Here is a 16,859-nt window from a genome sequence, read left to right as displayed (position 1 = left end):
GATCCTTCCCCCTCGACGGCGTCCAGACTAGGAGCTGGACGCGATGATTTGATCTGGGCTGCAGTTCAGATCTGCAGCCGGGATTTCGGCCTTGCCGGATGGATGTTGGCCAGCACGGCCGGATAGAGCTACACCTGGCGCGTTCCGGAAGAAAAGGAACGGCGGGCTGACTTTTCAGGGGTGCAGAGATAATTCTGCGGATTCCTGCGTCAGACCAAAAGCAGGTGGCACCGGAAAATATTGCGCAGTAAAAGATGAGAAAGGCAACTTGGCCAACATCGCGGTCTTTGAACAGTAACTGAATTACCGCCTGCGTGATTACCGCCGGTGCACTTCCACTTTAGCACCTTCAACGTCCACGGCCAGCTTCATCACACGCCAGCCCACGTCCGGCGTGTTGCCGGAGGTGAAAGCGCCGATGAACTCCACGGCGGCCTCGGCCTGGGCCGCTCCATTGGCAAGGACCAGCACGGTGGGGCCGGCCCCGGAGACGACAGCGGCGAAGCCTGCCCGCCGCAGCGCGGCGATGAGGTCCGCGCTGGGCCGCATGGCCGCGGCGCGGTAGCTCTGGTGCAGGTAGTCCTCGGTGCCGGCGAGCAGGAATTCCGGCTTCTGCGTCAGGGCGTGGATCAGCAGGGCCGCCCGTCCCGAGTTCATCGCCGCGGCGTGGTGGCCCACCGAGGCGGGCAGCAGTGCACGGGCGGCCTCGGTGGACAGCTCAAAGTCCGGCACGGCAACCACGGGGACGACCGCAGGGGCAACGGCCGCGCAGGTGCTGCTGTACTGGTCACTGTCCTGCCACGACAGCGCCAGTCCGCCGAAAATCGCCGGTGCGACGTTGTCCGGGTGGCCTTCCATTTCACTGGTGAGCTGCAGGACCCAGTCCTTGTCCCGGCGGGAAGCCTCCGGAACCAGGGCGTTGGCGGCGGTCACCGCGGCTACGACGGCACAGGCCGAGGAGCCCAGGCCGCGGCCATGGGGATTGACGTTGTCTGCTGTGATCCTCAGGCCCTCGTGCCGGAAACCAAGGCGGTGCAAGGCCTCCGTGACGGCCCTGACCACCAGATGCGTGGCGTCGCGGGGCAGGGATTCGGCCCCTTCCCCGCTGAGCTCGAATTCCAGTTCTCCGCTGTCCAGGGTTTCCACCGTCAGGGTGTCGAACAGCGTCAGCGCCAGGCCGAGGCTGTCATACCCGGGGCCGAGGTTCGCGCTCGTTGCCGGTACCCGGACCGTGACGAGCTGCCCGGCCGGAACTGCCGGCGTGTCGGCGGCGGACTCGGCCGGGATGGTGAGGGTGGTTTCCACGGTTACTTTTCTTCCAGTCCCAGGGCTGTGGCCACAGTGACCACGTCGTTCGAGACCTTGACGGGCTGCACTTCGCTGCCGTCCTCGGTGCGGAGCGCCCACTGCGGATCCTTGAGGCCGTGGCCGGTGACCGTGATGACGATGGTCTTGCCGGCCGGCACTTCGCCGGCCGCGTGCTTCTTGATCAGGCCGGCGACACCCGCGGCGGAGCCGGGTTCGACGAAGACGCCCTCGCGGGCGGACAGCCAGCGGTGGGCCGACAGGATTTCCTCGTCGGTCACGGCCTCAATCACGCCGCCGGACTCGTCGCGCGCGGCGATGGCGGAATCCCAGGACGCCGGGTTGCCGATCCGGATGGCGGTGGCGATCGTGTCGGGTTCCGTGATCGGGTGGCCGGCGACGAACGGTGCCGCTCCGGCGGCCTGGAAGCCCCACATCACCGGGGTCCTGGTGGAGACTGCGGCCAGTGTGCCGGCCGTGGCGGACTCGAACGGTGCGCAGTATTCCTTGTAGCCCTTCCAGTACGCGGTGATGTTGCCGGCGTTGCCCACCGGGAGCACGTGGAAGTCGGGAGCGTCTCCGAGCCAGTCGACCACTTCGAAGGCGCCGGTCTTCTGGCCCTCGATCCGGGCCGGGTTGACCGAGTTGACCAGGAACACCGGGTAGGACTCCCCCAGTTTGCGGGCGATGTCGAGGCAGTTGTCGAAGTTGCCGTCGACCTGCAGCAGGGTTGCGCCGTGCGCGATCGCCTGGCTCAGCTTGCCCATCGAGATCTTGCCTTCGGGCACCAGCACCACGCACTTCAGCCCCGCCGCAGTGGCGTATGCGGCGGCGGAGGCGGAGGTGTTGCCGGTGGAGGCACACACCACGGCCTTCGCGCCGGCGGCAACCGCCGCGGTCATGGCCATGGTCATGCCGCGGTCCTTAAAGGAGCCGGTCGGGTTCATGCCCTCGACCTTGAGGTAGACATCGCTGCCGGTGAGCGCGGACAGCTGCTGCGCGTACACGAGAGGAGTGCCGCCCTCCCCGAGGGTGATGACCTTCGTTGCCTCGGTGACAGGCAGACGTTCAGCATATTCGCGGATGACGCCGCGCCATTGGTGAGCCACTTAGACTCCTTCTACCCGCAGTACGGATGTAACGGAATTGATGACGTCCAGGCCCTTGACGGCCTCGACGGTGGCTGCCAGTGCAGCCTCGCTTGCGCGGTGGGTCACGATCCGAAGCTCCGCCGATTCAATCTTGGAATCCGCGTCGCGGTGGATCGTCTGCCGCATGATTTCAATAGAGACGCCGTGCTCCGCGAAGAGCTGGGCAATCCTTGCCAGCACGCCGGGCTGGTCGGCGACGTCGAGGCCGATGTAGTAGCTGGTCACGGCGGCGGTGACGGGCAGTGCCGTGACCTGTCCGGTGGTGGTCTCGGCACGGCCGGGGCCGCCGAGGACGATGCTGCGGGCCGCGGAGACGAGGTCGCCCATCACGGCCGATGCCGTCGGCTTGCCGCCGGCGCCCTGGCCGTAGAACATCAGCTCGCCGGCGTTTTCGGCCTCGATGAAAACTGCGTTGAACGCGCCGCGCACGGCAGCGAGCGGGTGTTCGCGCGGCAGCAGGGTGGGGTGCACGCGGACGGAGACGCCGGTATCCCCGTTGGCGCCTGTTTCCGTGCCTGTTCTTGTGCCTGTTTCCGTGCCTGCGGCGGTCAGCTTCTCGGCGATTGCCAGCAGCTTGATGACAAAGCCGGCGTCCTTCGCCGCGGCGATGTCCGCGGCCGTGACGTTGCTGATGCCTTCGCAGTACACGTCATCCAGGGAGAACCGGGTGTGGAAGGACAGCGAGGCGAGGATTGCGGCCTTCGAGGCGGCGTCGTAGCCCTCGATGTCGGCGGTGGGGTCGGCTTCCGCATAACCGAGGCGCTGGGCCTCCGCCAGCGCGTCGGCGAACTGCGCCCCGGTGGAGTCCATCTGGTCCAGGATGAAGTTGGTGGTTCCGTTGACGATGCCGAGGACCCGGGTGATCCGGTCGCCGGAGAGGCTGTCCCGGATGGGCCGCAGAATGGGGATCGCACCGGCGACGGCGGCCTCGTAGGACAACTGCACACCGGCCTTGTCCGCTTCCTCATGCAGGGTCGGGCCGTCTTTGGCAACGAGTGCCTTGTTCCCGGTGACGACGCAGGCGCCGTTCTGCATGGCCGTCAGGATCAGGGTCCGGGCGGGTTCGATCCCGCCCATCAGCTCGATCACCAGGTCGGCGTCCTTGATCAGGGTCTCGGCGTCGGTGGTGAACAGCCCGCGGGGCAGCTCGACCTCCCGGGGGGCGTCGAGGTTGCGCACGGCGATGCCGGCCAGTTCCAGGCGGGCTCCGGCGCGCGAGGCCAGCATGTCGGCGTCGTCGATGAGAATGCGCGCAACCTGGGCCCCGACGTTGCCACAGCCCAGCAGGGCTACTTTCAGGGTTCGCAATTCAGTCATTCAGACTCCCATGTCGCGGTTAAGCAGATCTTCTTCGGTTTCCCCGCGGACAATCAGCCGGGCAGATCCGTCGCGCACAGCGACAACGCCCGGCCGGGCCAGATAGTTGTAGTTGCTTGACAGGGCCCAGCAGTAGGCGCCGGTACCCGGTACAGCGAGGAGATCACCGGCTGCCACGTCCTTGGGCAGATATACATCTCTAACAACTATGTCGCCGCTCTCGCAATGTTTGCCCACCACTCGGGACAGCTGCCCGGCTTCGTCCGAGGTCCGGGAGGCCAGAATGGCCGAGTAATCCGCGTCGTACAGCACCGGGCGCGGGTTGTCGCTCATCCCGCCGTCCACCGACACATACCGGCGCGGGTACGTAACGTTTTCGCCGGGTTTGCCGGGTGTTCCGGCCTCGCCGGGTCCGCCGGTTTGACCGGAAACTCCTCCGCCGGCTCCCGGGGCGTCGACCCGGACGGTCTTGAGGGTGCCCACTTCATAGAGCGTGAATGTGGTGCTTCCGACGATTGCGCGGCCCGGTTCGATCGAAATCCGCGGGGCGGAGATGCCCAGCTCGGCGCATTTGGAGCGGACGACGGCGGCCATCGCCTGGGCGATTTCGGCTGCGGGGCGCGGGGTGTCCACGGGCGTGTAGGCGATGCCGTAGCCGCCGCCGAGGTCGAGTTCAGGGAGCACGATCGAGTACTTGGACTGCATCGCGGCGAGGAAGTCCAGCAGCTTTTCCGCTGCGAGGGCAAAGCCGTCCGGCTCGAAGATCTGCGAGCCGATGTGGCAGTGCAGGCCGAGCAGGTCGATGCTGGCGTAGCCCGACGCGGCGGCCACGGCCTCCTCGGCCGCTGACAGTCCGGCCTGCTCGGTGGAGTCCCCGGCCATGGAGAGGCCGAACTTCTGGTCCTCGTGGGCCGTGGCGATGAATTCGTGGGTGTGGGCGTGCACGCCGGGGGTCAGCCGCAGCATGACCCTGGCGGTTTCGCCGCGGGCGCCGGCGATCCTGGCGACGCGGTCCAGTTCGGCAAGGCTGTCCACCACGATCCGGCCCAGCTGCATGTCGAGGGCGCGGTGGATTTCGCCGTCGGACTTGTTGTTGCCGTGGAGCGCCACGTCGGCGCCGGGGATCCCGGCGCGGGCGGCGACGGCGAGTTCGCCGCCGGAGGCCGTGTCCAGCCGCAGCCCCTCCTCTTCCACCCAGCGGACCACAGAGGTGCACAGGAAGGACTTGCCGGCGTAGTACACGTCCACTCCCCCGCAGATGTCGGCGAAGGCGTCGTTGAAGGCGTCGGAAAAGGCGCGGGCCCGGACCCGGAAGTCGGTCTCGCTCATGACGAACAGGGGCGTGCCGAACTGGCGCTGGAGTTCGCTGACGGGGATGCCGTCAATGGCGAGCTCGCCGGCGTCGTTCCGGGCGACCCCGGCGGCCCACAGCGGCTCGTGCAGGGCGTTGAGGTCGGCGGGGACCTGCAGCCATTCCGGCGCGAGCGGGGAGGCTGCGGTGGACGGGTTGGTGGTCATGGCGGTTACATCCGTTCCGGCGCCGAGACGCCCAGCAGTTCCAGTCCGTTGGCCAGCACCTGGCTGGTGGCGTCGTTGAGCCACAGCCGGGTGCGGTTGAGATCGGTAATCGGCTCGTCACCCAGCGGGGCCACCCGGCAGGCGTCGTACCAGCGGTGGTAGGCGCCGGCGATGACCTCCAGGTGGCGGGCCACGCGGTGCGGTTCGCGCAGTTCGGCAGCCCGGGCCACGACCGAGGGGTAACTGCCAAGGTGCGAGAGCAGCTCGTTCTCGGTGGCGTGCTCCAGCAGGGATGCTTCGAAGCAGTCTTTGCCGTCCACACTGCGCTGCACGCCGGCGGCGACGGCGTTGCGGGCCGCGCCGCGGGACCGGGCATGCGCGTACTGGACGTAAAACACCGGGTTCTCGTTGCTGTGCTTCTTCAGCAGCTCCGGGTCCAGGGTCAGCGGCGAATCGGCCGGGAAACGCGCCAGCGAATAGCGGACAGCATCCTTGCCGAGCCAGGAGATGAGGTCCTTGAGCTCGATGATGTTGCCCGCGCGCTTGGAGAGCTTGGCGCCGTTCACGGACACCAGCTGGCCGATCAGGACCTCGATGTTGACCTCGGGATCGTCCCCGGCGGCGGCCGCTATGGCCTTGAGCCGGTTGATGTAGCCGTGGTGGTCGGCGCCGAGCAGGTAGATCTTCTCGGTGTAGCCGCGGTCCTTTTTGGACAGGTAGTAGGCGGCATCGGCGGCGAAGTACGTCGGTTCGCCGTTCGCGCGGATCATCACGCGGTCCTTGTCGTCGCCGAAGTCCGTGGTGCGCAGCCAGACCGCGCCGCCGTCGTCGTAGACGTGGCCCTGTTCCCGAAGCCGCGCGACGGCGTCCTCGATCGCGCCGGCGTCGTGGAGTTCCTGTTCGGAGAAGTAGACATCGAATTCGACGCCAAACTCGGCCAGGGTGCGTTTGATGTCGTGCAGCTGGGCCTTGTAAGCCGCGCCGCGGATCACCGGCAGCGCGGCGACGTCGGTGAGTCCCCGGACGTCCGGGTGCTGGGTCAGCACCTCGTGGCCAAGATCGGCGATGTATTCGCCCGGGTACCCGCCCTCGGGCACTCCGCGGCCGTGCAGCCGGGAAAGCACGGAGTTGGCGAAGACGTTCATCTGCGACCCTGCGTCATTGATGTAGTACTCGGCCGTGACGTCCGCGCCGGAGGCCCGCAGGACGCGGGCGATCGCGTCGCCCAGGGCGGCCCAGCGGGTGTGGCCGATGTGCAGCGGGCCGGTGGGGTTGGCGGAGACGAACTCCATGTTGACCGTGTGCCCTGCGAGCGCGGTGTTGGTGCCGTAGTCCGGCCCCGCTTCGACGATGGCCTTGGCCAGGGCGCCGGCGGCTGCCGCGTCAACGGTGATGTTCAGGAACCCCGGTCCGGCGATGTCGACGGCGGAGACCCCGTCGATGGACTTCAGCCGGGCGCTCAGGACCGAGGCGAACTCCCGCGGGTTGGTGCCCGCTTTTTTGCCCAGCTGAAGGGCGATGTTGGTGGCCCAGTCGCCGTGCTCGCGGTTCTTCGGACGCTCCACGCGCACCTCATCCGGGACGTCGGATGCGGAAAGCCCTATTTCACCGGCGGCGACGGCGTCCTGCAGGCAGGCGGAAATGGCGAGGGAGAGTTCTTCAGGGGTCACAGTTCCAGCCTACCGGTGGCCCGCAGTGTGGCGGAATTTGGCGTCCGGCATGACAGGAGGGCCCGGGATGCGCGCCGATTTTCCCTTGGGGCCCACCTTCCTGCTAAGCTCTAGGACGTCCCGCCGGTAACGGCAGGAACCCTGACTGCCCTCGTAGCTCAGGGGATAGAGCGTCTGCCTCCGGAGCAGAAGGTCGTTGGTTCGATTCCAATCGAGGGCACAACTAAACCCCGCCGTTTCAGTGAAACGGCGGGGTTTTTTGCTGTCTAGATGCCGGCGCGGCTTTCCGTGGGATCAATGCTCAAGTCGGCCTCGTCCGGGGTGGCCAGGGTCAGCACGGCCTCCTCCACTGTTTCGCGGTCTTCCAGCTCGCGCTCTATCCGTCGCAGGGTCACAGCCACTTCGTGCTCCGGGTGGTCCCCCTGCAGGTCCACCGCCGCGACGAGGTACAGCTTGCGGGGGCCGACAAACTCCAAGTGCAGGTAGGTGAGCCGGGCGATGTCCGGGTGCTCCAGCACCCGAAGAGCCATGGAGCGTTCGATGTCCGGGGTCACGCCCTGGCCCACCAGGAACCGCCGGTTGCGGTCGATCAGGACGACGGCGACGGCAGCCAGCAGCACGCCGACGACGATCGACCCCACCGCATCCGGCAGCGGCGAACCCGTGACCTGGTGCAGGAACACGCCTGCAAAGGCCACCACCAGGCCGACCAGTGCCGCGGCGTCCTCCGCAAAGACCGCGCGCAGGGTGGGATCTGAGCTGATCAGGACCTGCTCCAAGGTGTGGCGTTCGAGCTCGTGCGCCGCCTTCCTGGTCTGGCGGAAGGCCTGGGTGAAGGAGATCCCCTCGAAGACGAAGGCCACGGCCAGGACCAGATAGGCCACCCCGAAGTCCGCCGCAGGCTCCGGTGCGATGATCTGCTGGATGCCGTGCATGATGGACACCACGGCGCCGGCGGTGAAGAGCCCGAATGCCGCAAACATCGACCAGACGTAAGCTTCCCGGCCGTAGCCCATGGGGTGGCTCTTGTCCCGCGGCTTGACCGATCGCCGTTCCGCGAAGAACAGGAACACCTGATTTCCGGTGTCCGCCCAGGAGTGCGCTGCCTCTGCCGTCATCGAGGCCGATCCGGTGAGGACCGCGGCCACCGACTTCGCGGCAGCGACGAGGATATTCGCCACAAAGGCGATGATGACCGTCAGCAGGGTCGAGCCGGATTCTTTTCGCTTCTTGGTGTGCGCCATTGGCCTACCGTATCCAATGGGCAGCAGCCGCCGCGCTCCCTGCGTTCCGCCCCTGCCAATTGTCGGCGCCCCCTCGTAGGCTGTCCACATCGGCAGAAGCAAAGGGGTCTCACATGCACTGTTCCATCATCCCTCCGTACCTGCTCCGTCGCCTGGCAGCCCAGCGCGAACCGGAGCTCTCCGAGGCGGCCCGCGCGGCGAAGCAAGCCCTGCGGCACGTTCCGGGCTTCCATGCCTCCCGGGCCCAGCCCGGCCGAGGCAGCCATCCCGGCATGCGGGAGCTCAAGCCCTCCCCGCCGGAGCGCACGGTGTTCGACGCCAAATTCACCGAGCAGCTCCCCGGCAGTGTGGTCCGCAAGGAAGGGGAACCACCCACGGGAGACCCCGCCGCCGATGAGGCCTACGACGGGCTGGGGCACACCCACCGCCTCTACGCCGAGGCGTTCGGCCGGAACTCGGTCGACGGCAACGGCCTGCACCTCGATGCCACGGTGCATTACGGCCGCCTGTACGACAACGCCTTCTGGGACGGCCAGCAGATGGTCTTCGGCGACGGCGACGGCCAGGTCTTCCAGCGGTTCACGAAATCACTGAGCGTGATCGGCCACGAGCTCGCCCACGGCGTCACGCAGTATTCGGCAGCGCTGGTCTACCGCAACCAGGCCGGCGCGCTGAACGAATCGATGTCCGATGTATTCGGCGCGCTCGTTGAGCAGTTTGTCCGGCAGCAGACGGCGGCGCAGGCTAGCTGGCTGATCGGCGAGGGTCTCTTCACGGACCAGGTCCAGGGGACCGCTCTGCGTTCCATGAAGGCTCCGGGGACGGCGTACGACGACGACGTGCTCGGCAAGGACCCGCAGCCGCACTCCATGGACGGCTATGTGCATACGAGCGCCGACAGCGGCGGGGTGCACCTGAACTCCGGCATCCCCAACCGGGCGTTCTGCCTGGTCGCCACGGCTCTCGGCGGCAACGCGTGGGACGCGCCGGGGCGGATCTGGTACGAGACACTGACGGGGGGCACGCTGTCCCCGACCGCCACCTTCGGTGCGTTCGCGAAGGCCACGGCCGCGGCCGCCGGGGAGCTCTTCGGGGCGGATTCCAAAGAGCATGACGCCGTGCGGTCCGCGTGGGAAACTGTGAAGGTAAAGTTCCCGGGAGCGCGGCGCTAGGCCAAGCTCATGAAGATCCGAGACCCATGAAGATCGCAGTCTCATGAAGATCACTGTCCAGCGCAGCGGCGGCGTTGCCGGCATGAAGCGGACGTGGACCGTGCAGCCCACGCCGCCGGAGGATACGGACTTCTGGCAGCCCCTGATTGAGGCGTGCCCGTGGGACGCCGTCCCCCCGACCGGCCGGGGCGCCGCCGGCGGGCAGCCGGACCGGTTCCTCTACAACATCCGCGCCGGACAGCACCGCGCCACCCTGCCCGAGCAGGCCGTCACCGGACCGTGGCGGGATCTGGTCGAGAAGGCCAAGGAGGCAGCCGAGCCGCCGCCCTAAACTGCGGCGGCCAGGTGTCCGCGGAAGGTGCGGCGGTAGGACTGCGGGCTGGTGTCCAGCACCTTGGCGAAATGGTGCCGCAACACCACAGAGTGGCCAAAACCGGACTCGCGGGCGATTTCGTCGATGTTGAGGTCCGTGGTCTCGAGCAGTTCCTGGGCCCGCAGCACGCGCTGGGAGTTGAGCCAGGCCGCCGGGGTGGCACCCGTCTCGGAGCGGAAGCGCCTGGCGAACGTCCGGGGCGACATGTGGACGCGCGCGGCGAGCTCGTTGACCGGATGGTCCTCCCCCAGGTGCCGCACCATCCACTGCAGCAGTTCCTCCATGGGTTCGGACCCGCAGGGCGGAATCGGCCGGTCGATGAACTGGGCCTGGCCGCCGTCGCGGTGCGGCGGAACCACCATGTCACGGGCGATCGCTGCTGCCACGGCGGCGCCGAATTCCACCCGGACCAGGTGCAGGCAGGCATCGATGCCCGCGGCCGTCCCGGCGCTCGTGATGATCCGGCCGTCCTCGACGTACAGGACGTTTTCGTCCACCAGGGCAGCGGGATACCGGCTGGCGAGCTCCTGGGAGTAGTGCCAGTGCGTCGTGCAGCGGCGGCCGTCGAGCAGCCCGGCCCGGGCCAGGGCGAAGGCGCCGGAACAGATGGACATGACCCACGCCCCGCGGGAGTGCGCGGCCCGCAGCGCCTCGAGGACGGATTCGGGGACGTCCTCGTCCCGGCCGTACGGAGTCATGATGACCAGGTCCGCGTCCGCCGCGGCGTCGAGTCCGAGCCCCACGTGCATGGACAGCCCGGATTTCATCGGTACATCTCCCGGCGCCGGGGTGCAGACCCGGAAATCGAAGGCCGGCACCCCGGTCCCCCGGTCTGACCTGTCCACGCCAAAGACCTCAAACGCGGTGCCGAACTCGAAGATGGAGAAGTTGGGCACCACGATCATTGCCACTGATTTGATCATGCCTCCATTCTGGCAGAACTGTGGCAGGAATTATAGCTTTTTGGGCATTTCTGCCACTTCTTTTGGGTCCGCCGCCGGAGAACCATGGAGGTATGGAACTCATCGGAATCGCCCTCATCGTCCTCATCCTCGTCGGCCTCGCAGCCACCGTTGCAGCCCTCCGCAAGGACGGGCTCGGCCACAACCCGCCGGTCCGCTCGGAAGAATACTGGATGGCCCGGGACCTCCCCAGCACCAGCTACACCTTGCGGATCTTCTGATCCCCGCCAGGACAGTCGACACTTCACCGCCACCCATCCCCCTGCCACCCGGCGCCCGGCCCCAACAGGGACCGGGCACCCTTATGTTCGGAGAAACAGCCCCGGGGCAGTTCCCAGTAGACTGAGTGCAGCCATGACACTGCATATCTCCTACCCCGCCGAGCTGCCGGTCTCCGAGCGCCGCGAGGACCTGATGGCCGCCATCGCGGCCAACCAGGTGACCATCATCGCCGGCGAGACCGGTTCCGGTAAGACGACCCAGATTCCTAAGATGTGCCTGGAGCTCGGCCTCGGCGAGAACGGGCTGATCGGGCACACGCAGCCGCGCCGGCTGGCCGCCCGCACGGTCGCAGAACGCATCGCGGAGGAACTCGGCGTCGAGATCGGCCAGGAAGTCGGCTTCCAGGTCCGCTTCACCGGGGAGGTGGGCCGCAACACCAAGGTCAAACTCATGACCGACGGCATCCTGCTGGCCGAAATCCGGCGGGACAAGCTGTTGCGCCGGTACAACGCGATCATCATCGACGAGGCGCATGAGCGCAGCCTCAACATCGACTTCATCCTCGGCTACCTCAAACGGATCCTGCCGCAGCGGCCGGACCTGAAGATCATCATCACCTCCGCCACCATCGATCCGCAGCGCTTCGCCAGGCACTTCGGCAGCGAGGAAGAGCCGTCGCCGATCATCGAGGTCTCCGGACGCACCTATCCGGTCGAGATCCGTTACCGGCCGCTGTCCCAGCCGGCCGGCGGGGCCGCCGGGGACAGCACCGACGACGCCGTCGCGGCCTCCGATGACGAGCTTGAGGAGGACCGCGATCCCCTGGACGCCGTCTGCGACGCCGTCGACGAACTCGCGCAGGAGGCGCCCGGGGACATCCTGATCTTCTTCTCCGGCGAACGGGAAATCCGCGACGCCGCGGAGGCCCTCAACGGCAGGATCCAGTCCAACCGCAAGCTGGCCGGCACCGAGGTGCTCCCGCTCTTCGCCCGGCTGAGCCTGCAGGAACAGCACAAGGTCTTCCACCCGGGCAGCAAGCGCCGGATCGTGCTCGCCACCAACGTCGCGGAGACCTCCCTGACGGTTCCCGGCATCAAGTACGTCATTGACACCGGCACCGCGCGCATCTCCCGCTACTCGCACCGGACCAAGGTCCAGCGCCTGCCGATCGAGCGCGTCTCCCAGGCCTCCGCGAACCAGCGCTCGGGCCGCTGCGGCCGCGTCTCCGACGGCATCGCGATCCGGCTGTACTCGGCGGAGGATTTTGAGTCCCGGCCGCCGTTCACCGATCCCGAAATCCTGCGCACCAACCTCGCCGCGGTCATCCTGCAGATGACCGCGATGGGAGTGGCCCGGGGCCCGAAGGACGTGGAGAACTTCCCGTTTGTGGAGCCGCCGGACTCCCGTGCCATCAACGACGGCGTCACCCTCCTCCGCGAGCTGGGTGCCTTGAGTGCCGCGCGTCCGCCGGAGCAGACGGGCGACGGCGACGTCCGCACCGGGCGCCGGCCTGCCGGCGGTGCAGCCGGAAGAGACGGCGGCGGCCTGACCGCCGTCGGCCAGCAGCTCGCCCAGCTGCCCGTGGACCCGCGGCTCGGCCGGATGATCGTCGAATCCGGCAAGCGCGGCTGCGTCCGTGAGGTCATGATCCTCGCCGCGGCGCTCACCATCCAGGACCCGCGCGAGCGCCCGACCGACAAGCAGCAGCTCGCCGCGGAGAAACACGCCCGCTTCCGGGACGAGAACTCGGATTTCACCGGCTTCCTGAACCTCTGGAACTACCTCCAGGAGAAGCAGCAGGAGCTCTCCTCCACCGCCTTCCGCCGGCTCTGCCGTGCCGAGTTCATCAACTACCTGCGCGTGCGCGAGTGGCAGGACCTCTTCGCGCAGCTGCGCCAGCTGGCCCGGCCGCTCGGCATCAGCCTGGACAACAAGCGCCTTGCCGACCCGGTAGGCAACCACGAGGGTATCCACATCAGCCTGCTCTCGGGCCTGCTGAGCCATGTGGGCATCCTCGATGAGCGCAAGCGCGAGTACGCCGGCGCCCGCGGCAGCCGCTTCGCGATCTTCCCGGGCTCGGCCCTGTTCAAGAAGTCCCCCACCTTCGTTATGGCCGCGGAACTCGTGGAGACAAGCCGGCTGTGGGCCCGGGTGGCCGCGAAATTCGATCCGCTCTGGGTCGAGCAGGTGGCGCCGGACCTGGTCAAGCGCAGCTACAGCGAACCGCACTGGTCCAAGAAGATGGGCGCGGTGATGGCCCATGAGAAAGTCACGCTGTACGGCGTGCCCATCATTCCGAGCCGCCGGATCAACTACGGCAAGGTGGACCCGGAACTGTGCCGGGAGCTGTTCATCCGTCACGCCCTGGTCGAGGGCGACTGGCAGACCCACCACAAATTCTTCCACCGCAACCGGGCGCTGCTCCTTGAGGTCGAGGAGCTTGAGGCGCGGATGCGGCGCCGCGACATCCTGGTGGACGACGAGACGCTCTTCGAGTTCTATGACGCCAGGCTCGGCAAGGAGGTCGTGTCGGAGCGGCACTTCGACAAGTGGTGGAAAGAGGCTCGCCAGCAGGACCCCGCGCTCCTCGACTTCGACCAGGCGCTGCTGATCAGCGAAGACGCCGATGCCCTGGACGACTCGGCCTACCCAAAGACGCTGCTGCACAAAGGCTTTGAGCTGCCGCTGAGCTACGAGTTCCACCCCGTGGCCCCCGGGTCGCCACCCAACCCGTCCGACGGTGTCACCGCCGAGGTGCCCGTGCTGTTCCTGAACCAGCTCGACGACGCGGCGTTCCGCTGGCTCATTCCGGGCCAGCGGGTGGAGCTGGTCACGGCCCTGATCAAATCGCTGCCCAAGCAGGTGCGCAAGAACTTCGTGCCGGCCCCGGACGTTGCCCGGCAGGCCGTCGCGGCTCTCGAGGCGGACTTCGATCCGGCCACGGACGAACTGGAATCCTCACTGGAACTGGTCCTGCGCCGGATCCGGGGCCAGGTCATCCCGCCGCATTCCTGGAACTGGGACGCCGTTCCGCCGCACCTGCGGGTCAGCTTCCGCGTCGTGGATTCCCAGGGGAAGGTTCTGGACGAGGGCAAGGACCTCGGGGTGCTGCAGGAACGGCTGGCACCGGCCACCCGGCGCGCGATCGCCGAGTCACTGAGCGCCACGCCCGCGACGACCGCACCCCAGGCCAACGGCAGGTCCGGCGCGGTGGCGGGCGGCAGGTCCACCGGCAAGTCGGTAGCCCGGGCCGCCCTGGCGGCTCCCGGGACCGCGGCGTCCGCCTCCTCCGGCGCTTCGACGGGTTTCGCCGAGCAGGCCGGGCTGACGTCGTGGTCCTTCGGGACGGTCCAGCGCCGGGTCCAGGGCACGGTGAAGGGGCATACTGTCACCGGCTACCCTGCGCTGGTGGATGAAGGCAGTTCCGTCGCGCTGAAGCTCTTCCAGAGCAGCTCCGAACAGGAACAGGCCATGCGCGGCGGCGTCATCCGCCTGCTCGCGCTGAAGGTGCCGCCCCCGGACCGCTACGTCCTGGAGCACCTGAACAATACCGAGAAGCTGACGTTCAGCCAGAACCCGCACAGCTCCGTCACGGCGCTGATTGCCGACTGCGCGCTGGCCGCCATCGACAAGCTCACCCCCGTCGAGCTGCCGTGGGACGAGGCGTCCTTCAACGCACTGTACGAGAAGGTCCGCGCCGAGCTGATCGACACCGTCTTCACCGTCACCGCCGTCGTGGAGCGCATCCTGGCGAGCACGCGGCGGATCGAGAAGGCGCTCAAGGGCACCACGAGCATGGCCCTGATCAGCGCCCTGAATGACATCAGGAGCCAGCTGGAGCAACTGGTGTTCCCCGGTTTTGTGGCACGCACGGGCTACAGCCAGCTCAGTCAGCTGCCGCGCTACCTCGCGGCGATCGAGAAACGCCTGGAGAAACTCCCCACCAACGTCCAGCGGGATGCCCAGAACATGGCTGCGGTCCAGGCCCTGGAGGACGACTACGACGATGCCGTCTCGGCGCTGCTCCCGGGCCGGCGGGCCGGAGCCGAGTTAACCCAGGTCCGCTGGATGATCGAGGAGCTCCGGGTGAGCCTCTTCGCCGTCGAACTCGGCACCGCCTATTCGGTCTCCGAGAAGCGCATCCGCGCGGTGCTTAACAAAGCGCTGGCGCCGGTCTGACGCCCGGCCGGGACAATCAGACCCGCGCCAGCGGGGTCAGCGAAGGTTTGGGGCCGAGCCGTCTCAGGCGTCCGGAACGTGCGCGGCGTGTCCGGCTTTCCGGAGACCTTCGCGGAGCTTCCCGGCGTTGGCGTCCAGCCGCGCGGGATCGGGGTTCTGGTCCACCGACCCGAAGTCGAAGTCCGCCATGGTGTTGGACGGCCACACGTGGACATGCAGGTGGTTGATCTCGTAGCCGGCCACAATGAGGCCGGCGCGTGCCGCGTCGAACACCTCGACCTGGACGGCGCCGATCTTCTGGGCGACGTGCATCACGCGGGCCAGCAGCTCAGGGGATGCATCGGTCCAGCGGTCCACTTCCTCGGTCGGCACCACGAGGGTGTGGCCGTCGGCGAGCGGGCCCACTGTCAGGAACGCCACGACGTCGTCCTCCCGCCAGACGAAGCGGCCGGGGATCTCGCCGTTGATGATCCTGGTGAAGAGAGTGCTCATGCGTCTGCCCTTTCCGAGGGTGTTCCGAGGGTACTGGTGTCCAGGACAAAACGGTACTTCACTTTTCCTGCCACCATGCGGTCGTAGGCCTCGTTGAGCTGGTCGGCGCGGACCACCTCAACCTCGGAGGTGACGCCGTGCTCGGCGCAGAAGTCCAGCATCTCCTGCGTCTCGGCGATGCCGCCGATCAGCGACCCGGCATACGCGATCCGCCGCCGGATCAGCGCTCCGGGGTTCACCGGCGGCATGTCCTCCGAGGGGAGGCCGAGCTGGAAGAGGGCCCCGTCAACGCGCAGGGTGCGGAAGTACGGGTTGAGGTCGTGGGGTGCGGCGACGGTGTCGATGATGACGTCGATGCTGCGGTCCGCGGCGTCCATCGCAGCCTGGTCGCGGGACAGGATGACGTCATCGGCGCCGAGTTCGCGGGCTGCGGCGATCTTGGACTCCGAGGTGGTGAAGACCTTCACTTCGGCGCCCATGGCCTTGGCGAGCTTCACGGCCATGTGGCCCAGGCCGCCCAGGCCGACGACGCCGACGACGTCCCCCTCCTCGACGTCGAAGTGGCGCAGCGGGGAGTACGTGGTGACGCCGGCGCACAGCAGCGGCGCGGCCGCGGCGGGGTCGAGGCTTTCCGGGACGTGCAGGACGTAGCGGCGGTCCACGACGATGGAGCTGGCGTAGCCGCCCTGCGTGGTGGCGTCGCCGTTGCGGCGGTCTTTCGAGCCGTAGGTCCCGGTCATGCCGTTCTCGCAGTACTGCTCCAGGTCATCGAGGCAGCTGTCGCATTCGCGGCAGGAATCGACCAGGCAGCCGACGCCGACCAGCTCGCCGATGGTGAAATCGTCGACGGCGGAACCGACGCGACTGACCCGGCCCACGATTTCATGGCCGGGGACGAGCGGGTAGTCCTGGTTTCCCCATTCGCCGCGGGTGGCGTGGACGTCGGAGTGGCAGAGCCCGCAGAATTCGATGGCGATCTCGACGTCGTCTTCCTTCGGGGCGCGGCGTGCCACTGTCAGGGGAACCAGGCCGCTGTCGCTCGATGTGGCACCGAAGGCGGCGGCGAGGCGCGGGCCCGGCGTCGGGGTGTCCGAGGTCAGATCGGGAAGCGGCTTGGCGAGGGGTGGCGGTACGGGGCGTCCGGGGGTCATGGTCCGACGCTACCCCCGGGTACGGCCGCTATGCCAATTCGGGGGCGGGCGGCCTGGGCCGCGCCGGCCGCCACGGTCCCTGGCGGAATCTCCTGACCGTCAG

The 16,859-nt window shown here is 67.8% G+C and carries 13 protein-coding genes and 1 tRNA gene; 5 read left to right on the top strand and 9 right to left on the bottom strand.

What is annotated here, in order from left to right; all coding sequences use genetic code 11:
* Positions 1 to 318 precede the first annotated feature (318 nt).
* Genes thrB through argS form a run of 5 tightly spaced genes read right to left on the bottom strand, consistent with a single transcriptional unit; the run spans position 319 to position 6,961 of the window.
* Positions 319 to 1,305: a homoserine kinase gene (thrB, locus tag AC1MFL_RS15875; protein ID WP_479810997.1), complete on the bottom strand. Its 987-nt coding sequence runs from the start codon at positions 1,303 to 1,305 to the stop codon at positions 319 to 321.
* Positions 1,306 to 1,307: 2 nt separating this feature from the next.
* Positions 1,308 to 2,414, bottom strand: coding sequence for a threonine synthase (gene thrC / locus AC1MFL_RS15870; RefSeq protein ID WP_479810995.1), 1,107 nt, complete (start codon positions 2,412 to 2,414; stop codon positions 1,308 to 1,310).
* Entirely contained in the window at positions 2,415 to 3,773 is a 1,359-nt protein-coding gene (locus AC1MFL_RS15865; RefSeq protein WP_479810993.1) for a homoserine dehydrogenase, read from the bottom strand.
* Positions 3,774 to 5,291 carry a diaminopimelate decarboxylase family protein gene (locus AC1MFL_RS15860; RefSeq protein WP_479810991.1) on the bottom strand — a complete coding sequence of 506 codons (1,518 nt, stop codon included), beginning with the start codon at positions 5,289 to 5,291 and terminating at the stop codon, positions 3,774 to 3,776.
* Positions 5,292 to 5,296: 5 nt separating this feature from the next.
* Positions 5,297 to 6,961 (bottom strand): arginine--tRNA ligase, encoded by a 1,665-nt coding sequence (gene argS, locus AC1MFL_RS15855; RefSeq protein WP_479810989.1) that lies wholly within the window; start codon positions 6,959 to 6,961, stop codon positions 5,297 to 5,299.
* 147 nt (positions 6,962 to 7,108) lie between these two features.
* Between argS and AC1MFL_RS15850 the strand changes: the two genes are divergently transcribed.
* Positions 7,109 to 7,181 (top strand) — tRNA-Arg (locus tag AC1MFL_RS15850).
* Positions 7,182 to 7,227: 46 nt separating this feature from the next.
* Here AC1MFL_RS15850 and AC1MFL_RS15845 read toward each other — a convergent pair.
* Complete coding sequence (locus AC1MFL_RS15845; protein WP_479810987.1) at positions 7,228 to 8,205, bottom strand: cation diffusion facilitator family transporter; 978 nt, start codon at positions 8,203 to 8,205, stop codon at positions 7,228 to 7,230.
* Positions 8,206 to 8,318: 113 nt separating this feature from the next.
* On the opposite strand from AC1MFL_RS15845, the gene AC1MFL_RS15840 reads away from it, so the two are divergent.
* Positions 8,319 to 9,377 (top strand): M4 family metallopeptidase, encoded by a 1,059-nt coding sequence (locus AC1MFL_RS15840; RefSeq protein ID WP_479810985.1) that lies wholly within the window; start codon positions 8,319 to 8,321, stop codon positions 9,375 to 9,377.
* 43 nt (positions 9,378 to 9,420) lie between these two features.
* A complete protein-coding gene (locus tag AC1MFL_RS15835) occupies positions 9,421 to 9,708 on the top strand; it encodes a protealysin inhibitor emfourin (RefSeq protein WP_479810983.1) in 288 nt (95 codons plus the stop codon).
* On the opposite strand, the gene AC1MFL_RS15830 is transcribed toward AC1MFL_RS15835, so the two are convergent.
* Positions 9,705 to 10,673 (bottom strand): GlxA family transcriptional regulator, encoded by a 969-nt coding sequence (locus tag AC1MFL_RS15830; protein WP_479810981.1) that lies wholly within the window; start codon positions 10,671 to 10,673, stop codon positions 9,705 to 9,707. The two genes, AC1MFL_RS15835 and AC1MFL_RS15830, sit on opposite strands and share 4 nt — an antisense overlap.
* A gap of 92 nt (positions 10,674 to 10,765) precedes the next feature.
* Here AC1MFL_RS15830 and AC1MFL_RS15825 point away from each other — a divergent pair, with 92 nt between their 5' ends.
* Together AC1MFL_RS15825 and hrpA are read left to right on the top strand one after the other, a co-directional pair.
* Positions 10,766 to 10,933: a hypothetical protein gene (locus tag AC1MFL_RS15825; RefSeq protein WP_479810979.1), complete on the top strand. Its 168-nt coding sequence runs from the start codon at positions 10,766 to 10,768 to the stop codon at positions 10,931 to 10,933.
* 133 nt (positions 10,934 to 11,066) lie between these two features.
* Entirely contained in the window at positions 11,067 to 15,113 is a 4,047-nt protein-coding gene (gene hrpA / locus AC1MFL_RS15820) for an ATP-dependent RNA helicase HrpA (protein WP_479810977.1), read from the top strand.
* Between the two features lie 63 nt (positions 15,114 to 15,176).
* Here hrpA and AC1MFL_RS15815 read toward each other — a convergent pair whose 3' ends face one another.
* A complete protein-coding gene (locus tag AC1MFL_RS15815; protein WP_479810975.1) occupies positions 15,177 to 15,605 on the bottom strand; it encodes an HIT family protein in 429 nt (142 codons plus the stop codon).
* On the bottom strand, positions 15,602 to 16,756 hold the full coding sequence (locus tag AC1MFL_RS15810; RefSeq protein WP_479810973.1) for an NAD(P)-dependent alcohol dehydrogenase: 1,155 nt from the start codon (positions 16,754 to 16,756) through the stop codon (positions 15,602 to 15,604). The genes AC1MFL_RS15815 and AC1MFL_RS15810 overlap by 4 nt, the downstream gene beginning before the upstream one ends.
* Between the last annotated feature and the right edge of the window lie 103 nt (positions 16,757 to 16,859).

It is taken from the genome of Arthrobacter sp. BG3 (genome assembly GCF_056680185.1).
This window is presented reverse-complemented; position numbering and strand designations above follow the sequence as displayed.

Coding starts and splice junctions, on each gene's coding strand:
- AC1MFL_RS15810 (WP_479810973.1), bottom strand. CDS start 16,756: ATGACCCCCGGACGCCCCGTACCGCCACCCCTCGCCAAGCCGCTTCCC.
- AC1MFL_RS15830 (WP_479810981.1), bottom strand. CDS start 10,673: ATGATCAAATCAGTGGCAATGATCGTGGTGCCCAACTTCTCCATCTTC.
- AC1MFL_RS15825 (WP_479810979.1), top strand. CDS start 10,766: ATGGAACTCATCGGAATCGCCCTCATCGTCCTCATCCTCGTCGGCCTC.
- AC1MFL_RS15865 (WP_479810993.1), bottom strand. CDS start 3,773: ATGACTGAATTGCGAACCCTGAAAGTAGCCCTGCTGGGCTGTGGCAAC.
- AC1MFL_RS15860 (WP_479810991.1), bottom strand. CDS start 5,291: ATGACCACCAACCCGTCCACCGCAGCCTCCCCGCTCGCGCCGGAATGG.
- AC1MFL_RS15845 (WP_479810987.1), bottom strand. CDS start 8,205: ATGGCGCACACCAAGAAGCGAAAAGAATCCGGCTCGACCCTGCTGACG.
- AC1MFL_RS15840 (WP_479810985.1), top strand. CDS start 8,319: ATGCACTGTTCCATCATCCCTCCGTACCTGCTCCGTCGCCTGGCAGCC.
- AC1MFL_RS15835 (WP_479810983.1), top strand. CDS start 9,421: ATGAAGATCACTGTCCAGCGCAGCGGCGGCGTTGCCGGCATGAAGCGG.
- AC1MFL_RS15815 (WP_479810975.1), bottom strand. CDS start 15,605: ATGAGCACTCTCTTCACCAGGATCATCAACGGCGAGATCCCCGGCCGC.
- hrpA (WP_479810977.1), top strand. CDS start 11,067: ATGACACTGCATATCTCCTACCCCGCCGAGCTGCCGGTCTCCGAGCGC.